The following is a 6,425-nucleotide window of genomic DNA, read 5'->3' as shown; positions in this document are numbered from 1 at the left end:
CGTTAAGTGATGAGTAGTTTACACCATAAGGCAACCTTCCGCAGNGTCAAAGAATTTTTCTTCTGCCTGTTTTTTATGCCTTTTATTTGGTCAATCCAAATAATTGTGTAACACACACACACACACACATTCTAACGTCCGCTCATTAATAAAGAACGCGCGCGCGTTAATATACAACATAATCACTTATAAACAAAGGGTGTGCAAGTAAGTTTTTTATAAACTTTTTGCATGCCCTTTTTGCGTGCATAAATGAACCGATTTTGTGTGCAAAAACATCGAAAGTATTATTCGTAACATATAAATAGTTTTAGCAAAATGAAGGAAAAAATGTATGAAGTGCCCACATGCACGGTCATCCACCTCGCGACCGAGCACTATTTGTTGGGCGAAAGTGCGCCCAAGGCGCGACCGGGCGGTGACCAAGGTGGTAGCGTCACGATTGAAAACCCCAGCGAGGATAATGAAGACACCGAGCTCTCGGGTGCTAAGCGCTGGGGCGGTGGATGGGAAGAAGAGGACTAAACCCTTGTCCCACCAAAGTAGATAACAATTTAAAAAGGTAATCAATGACAAGAAAATATTTCTATAACAACAGCCTGTGGCACGCCCTTCCGTTTGCTGCCGCCTGCTTCACGGCCAGCATCGTGTTGTTTGCCTGTGCCGACAAGGATGTAGAAACCAACGACAACAACGGTAAAGCGCTCGTCGCTTTTAATGTTTCAGAGACGCAAGACCAGGCACAGGCCGGTGCCAAGAGCTACGGCCCCATCAGTCGCGCCGCGTTTGCTAACCAGTTGGCATTGCAAAATCTTGCACCCGAAGACCTCACGATGCAGAAGTTGCCCGTGCAAGGCAAAGCCGGTGCAGGACTTTGTTTGATAGAAACCACACTTCCGGGTGTGCCCTCGCAACGCGAAGCCACAGCGCAAACCCGTGCCGACATTACAACTATGACCACGATGCAAAACTTCTCGACGACAGCGTTCTATGGTTCGTCGGACACGAGCCTCGAGCCTTGGTTTTATGATAAGGACACGAAGAAGGATGGCAACCTCGTTGCGCCCATCTATTGGGATTGGATTAAAAACCACGCTTGCTTCTATGCGGTTTATCCAAAGCCCTATAGTAAGCTGCAACTCTCACCATCTACTTACACAGGCACGCCCTACGTTAACTTTGAAGTAGAGCCCAACGTCACCAACCAAAAGGATTTGATGACGGCCTGCTCGGGTAACGTGCATTTAGATGCGATGGGAACAGCTCCTCGCACCGACCTCACCTTCCGCCATGCGCTCACCGCGGTGCGTTTCAAGGTGGGACAAAACCTTTCTTACAGCAAGCACATCACCAAGGTTGAAATCGTTGGTGCAAAGAGCAAAGGCAAATATGTGCTGCCCACCGATAAAACGGTTACCGGCAGTTGGGATGCTTCCTCGCTCTCCACACCAACCACCTTTACACTTAGTGGTGTGAACGTAAGCACATCCGAAGCGGTGAACAATATTATCATGGGGCACAATCAAGACAACTATGTGTTCTATATGATTCCCCAACCGCTTACGGGCGTGCAAGTAAAGATTTATTTCGATGGCAACAACACCACTCCTGCTATCACAGTTCCCCTCACCGGCACATGGAAGCCTGGCACAACAAAGACCTACGCCCTGTCGCAGAACACCTCGACATGGCAGTATGAGCTGACCGTCACGCCACCTGCAGCTGCTAAATACAGCGCAACTTCGACGGGCAACTACACCATTCAGAGCTACCGCAAGGACCCGGCAACGAATGTTCTGCAAAAAGTGCCTTGGGAAGTGGTGGGCTATGATGCCGACAACGACGGTACGTTCTCCATGACCGAGAAGCCGGCATGGCTCACGGGATTGACAAAGGAAAACGGTGAAGGTAGCACCGCCCCTTCGGGCGAAACCGGTCAGGCTACCTTGAAGCCCGACATGGGTGACAAGCTCGCTCCACGCAACAACGCCTTGAAGGCAGCCACAGCCAAAGGCTCTGCCGGTAACTATTACGACCTGTCAACCCACGACTACGAGGGTAACACTACACTGCGCAACACCGCCAACTGTTACCTTATCTCTGCCCCGGGCTACTACAAAATACCTTTGGTCTATGGCAACGCCATCAAGAATGGCAGCAACAACCCCAGCTCGTACCAGACCTCCGTATCAGGTACTTATGTGCTGCAGCATTTCAAAGACCACGCCAATCAAGACATCACCGACCCTTGGATTGAGAAGACCAACGGTGGGGCTAACAACGGTGTGAACGATGCCAAGGTGGTTTGGGCAGATGAAGCCGAATTGGTGCGGTTTGGCGCAACCAAGATTGTGCACGATGCCAGCAATAATGCCTTCGTGCAGTTCGAAGTGCCTGCCGCAAATATCAAGAACGGAAATGCCGTCATCGCCGTTACCAAGAACAATGTGGTGGTGTGGTCATGGCATCTGTGGTTCGCCCCGCAGGATGTGCTCAACACCGTCACTTGCACGAACTTTCAAGGCTATGAATACAAGTTCACACAGGAGATGCTTGGCTGGAAATACACCGTTTGGAAAAGTACTACTTATTCCGCTCCCCGCAGCGTCAAGGTGAAAGTCAGACAGACAAAAGGACAGATTTCTCCTGCAACGCGTACAGAGGCAGTCCTCACCATCACGCAAAACAACGGGGCACAGCGCGAAGGCTATAACACGTTCTATGAGTTTGGGCGCAAGGATGCCCTGCCCGGTACGAACACTCTCGCATCTGGCAGCAGTTATTCTTTCGATGACACCCCTGGTGGCCATTCCATAGGTGATGCCATCCAGCATCCTGAGAAGATGTTTGAGGAAGCCTGGACTAGTGGAACTAACTATCATGACTGGTGTAACGCCACTTATCTCAACCTCTGGTCGATGGGCAATACTGTAACCGGCTTCAACGACAACGCCGTTGTCAAGACCATCTACGACCCATGTCCTGCCGGTTTCCATATGCCCGCATCCAACGCCTTCACCGGCTTCACGACCACTGGCAACAATTCCAACAAGTTATCAGAACTCAATATAAACGGTGCCTGGGACTACGGTTTTAACTTCAACAACAAAATCAGCAGTCCTGATGCCACCATATTTTTCCCCGCTTCGGGCTGTCGCCGCGACGGTTCGCTGGATCTCGTGGGCGCCACCGGCAACTATTATTTGGCCGTCCCGATAAGCACGGATGGCGGTTGTGCCATTACCATCAACGGGGGGTACATTTACCCGAAGTTCAGCTGCTTTCGGGCGTACGCGCTCGCCGTCCGGCCCGTAGCCGAACCCAAAACGGCAGTACGGCCAGGGGTGTCCGGCTCAACGATTACGCCATGGGGTAGTGATGGGTCGTCGGAAGGTGGAACCATATTTACGGGCGACGAAAGCACTGTTGCACCTTAATGGCAACAACGGAAACGATGTTTTATGAATTTAAAAACGGAGAAGAAATGAAGATTATAAAATTAGCAATCATAGCCACAGCCCTGTTGGGGCTGTCGGCTTGCCACAGCGAGTTGGACAACCAACCCGACGGCAAAATAGACACGGCAAAGCAAATCACTTTCAAAGTGAATTTTGAAGACTACAATGCCGACAAGGAAGTGCAGGGCACGCGCGCCCTTGCCCCCGACACACTCAGCAAACAGGTGATCAACCTCGACAACAACCTCATGGCCGAAGTATCCATTCAGCGCGACACCACCAGGGCCGACCGCGCCACCACACGTGCTTTGACCGACGGTACCTACACCCTGCTGGCCTATCAAGGCTCAACATTGGTCGACGAAGTGACGGGCACCGTCAACAGCGGCGTGTTCACCATCAGCAGCGGTTCGATGAATTTAGAACCCGGCACCTACGATTTTGTGCTCTACAGCGATTTAACCCGCAGCGGCAACACGTTCATCGTCGACCGCTCCAACATGAGCAACGCGCTGATTGGCCGCACCACCGGTGTGGTTCTCACTGCGCAAGACGCTACGAAAGAAGTGGTGTTCACCCTCAAGCATCTTGGTGCCCGCATGAAGCTCAAGCTCACCGGCTATATGCCCTATCCCGCAATGGCTGCCACGCTCGCGTCGATCAACGCTACGTCCGTTCCCAACCAGGCCACTTATGATGTGAATACCGACACTTGGACGGGCTACACCCATGCGGCACTGAGTGAAAACTGCACATTCCCGGCTAGCGACCCTTGGGCAGAAGGAAATACAGGTGGTGCTGTAGGAACTTATCAAGATTTAAACTATCCGAGCACAAACAGTGATTATTTCTATTTTTTGCCGACAACCGACGCTTCGAAATTAGAGCTAACCCTCCATAGTGGAAAGATTTACCGCGCTGATTTTGCCAATCACAATGCTTCGCTCATCCTCGCGCCCAATCCTGCGGTGGTGATGCAAAACAATGGGTCGTATATCATCAATGTGAAGCTGCGTCCCAACTATCTCTATCTGATGAGCGATGGCAGCACCGACTTTATCAACGCCACGCAATATACACGTTTGCGCAAATCGGATGGCACACCGCTCTATCGCGACAAACAGGGCAATGTGCTCGCCTCGCCGAAAGTGCCCATTGGCTTGGTGGTGAGTCAAAGTAGACGGTTGGCTGCAGCCCTGAAAGATATTCCAGAAGGGGCGTACTTTAAAAGCTATACAGGTCCCCAAGCTCACCCCCCAGGTCCCCAAGCTCACAACCTCAATTATAAATATTACGGTAGTAGAACACCACGAGCAGACTGGCCTACCGAATCAGAGGTTGCGGCAATGATTCAAGATATGGATGGCTATCGGTACACTTGGGAGGCATCGGGCAGTGCCGATGGAACAACGATTAAGGCCAATCAGCCTACCCTCTATCCGGCTTTCTATCGTGCGGCCCATTACCGCGAAGAGTTGCAAAACAGTGGTGTGACATTGACGGGAACAATGGCCACAGCAAACTGGTATCTGCCCAGTGCCGGAGAAATGTATTTATTTGCAGTTGCGTCGGGATTTAGTGATGGCACTTATAAAAATTATTGGTCAGGAAATAATTATAAATGGGCCAGTACAGCCTTTTACTTTGAATTGATAGACTTAGGAATCACTCCTCCTGCAATATATGATTTTTGGACAAGCACTGAATATTTGCCACCAGTTTCCCAACCATTTTACAGAAATCGGTTCTGTGAAACTCTTTTATGCGATGGTAATATGTTTTTTGACACTTCAGATTATCAAGCGCGTATTAGGCCTTTTGTTAAATACTAAGGGCGTAAAAAGCTATGTTTGGGGAGTCTCGATGGGCTGTCGCAATGATGCAAAAGCCCATCTTGCCCCCCGAATCAGTTGTTGCAGCGATGTAACGGTCATATTGACCCCCGAATCGTTTGCTGCAACGATGTAATGGCTCATATTGACCCCCGAATCGTTTGTTGCAGTGATGTAACGGTCATTTCGACCCCCGAATCGTTTGCTGCAGCGATGTAACGGCCATATTGACCCCCGAATCGTTTGCTGCAGTGATGTAACGGCCATATTGACCTCCGAATCGTTTGCTGCAGCAATGTAACGGTCATTTCGACCCCCGAATCGTTTGCTGCAGCGATGTAACGGTCATTTCGACCCCCGAATGGGATAGAACACGAAAAAACTACGCTTTGGGGTATTCCCAAAGTCAACTTTAAATACATTAACAAGCAATGAAATTAACTGCTTTAGACCGTAGCAAGCTCCCTGGAATGGAGCACTACCAGTATGCCGGCCATGTGCTGCGCATGTGTAAAGAGGCGGGCGTTGAAAAGCTCACCGCTGTGTTGAAACCTTTAGAAGATGCGCTGAAACGCGAGGACGAGGCGCTGAACTATCCGCGCTCCAAGGAGGGCTCGAAGGAGCTCGACACTTTGGACAGTGTGCGCGACACGGCCTATCGGGCTTTGATGAAGGCGCTGGAGGCAGCCGAATTGAGCATCGATGCCGACGAGGCGAAAGCCGCCGACAAGCTGAAAGAGGTGGCGAAGAGGTATCCAGGTGTGGTGCGGGCAAATTACGACCGGGAGACGGGACTGATTGAAAACCTTGTGACCGATTTGAAGAGTGCCGAATGCACAGCGGCGGTAACAAAGCTGAAGCTCGCGGCCGCCATCACACGGTTGGAGACGGCCAACACCGCTTTCGGTGACTGCTATCACAACCGTTACAAAAGCGGTAGGGCAGTGGACGATTTGAAGGAGTTGCGCGTCGCCACCGACGATGCCATCGACAAGGTGTTGCTGCGTGTGGTGGCATTGAACGAGTTGGATTCGAGCGAAGCCATCACGGCGCTTATTCAACATTATAACAACTATGTGCACGACCGTCACACGGTGATTAAACAGCATAAAAACAGCACTGCGCATGAGAATGC

The 6,425-nt window shown here is 50.9% G+C and carries 4 protein-coding genes; all 4 read left to right on the top strand.

The features are described 5' to 3' along the window. Positions 1–318 precede the first annotated feature (318 nt). On the top strand, positions 319–525 hold the full coding sequence (locus HMPREF9431_RS05570; RefSeq protein ID WP_050795618.1) for a hypothetical protein: 207 nt from the start codon (positions 319–321) through the stop codon (positions 523–525). Between the two features lie 44 nt (positions 526–569). Beyond that, entirely contained in the window at positions 570–3,437 is a 2,868-nt protein-coding gene (locus tag HMPREF9431_RS05565) for a fimbrillin family protein (RefSeq protein WP_004380195.1), read from the top strand. A gap of 47 nt (positions 3,438–3,484) precedes the next feature. Further along, positions 3,485–5,290 (top strand): fimbrillin family protein, encoded by a 1,806-nt coding sequence (locus HMPREF9431_RS05560; protein ID WP_004380194.1) that lies wholly within the window; start codon positions 3,485–3,487, stop codon positions 5,288–5,290. A gap of 431 nt (positions 5,291–5,721) precedes the next feature. Continuing rightward, a partial coding sequence (locus HMPREF9431_RS05555; protein WP_004380193.1) for a DUF6261 family protein occupies positions 5,722–6,425 on the top strand: 704 nt, incomplete at its 3' end.

Source organism: Segatella oulorum F0390 (assembly GCF_000224615.1).
GTDB classification, from domain to species: Bacteria; Bacteroidota; Bacteroidia; order Bacteroidales; family Bacteroidaceae; genus Prevotella; species Prevotella oulorum.
Note: the sequence above shows the minus strand (reverse complement) of the source record. Positions and strands in the feature narration are given on the sequence as shown.

Excerpts from the sequence above, each read along its gene's own strand:
- HMPREF9431_RS05560 (WP_004380194.1), top strand. The coding sequence starts at position 3,485 with ATGAAGATTATAAAATTAGCAATCATAGCCACAGCCCTGTTGGGGCTG.
- HMPREF9431_RS05565 (WP_004380195.1), top strand. The coding sequence starts at position 570 with ATGACAAGAAAATATTTCTATAACAACAGCCTGTGGCACGCCCTTCCG.
- HMPREF9431_RS05570 (WP_050795618.1), top strand. The coding sequence starts at position 319 with ATGAAGGAAAAAATGTATGAAGTGCCCACATGCACGGTCATCCACCTC.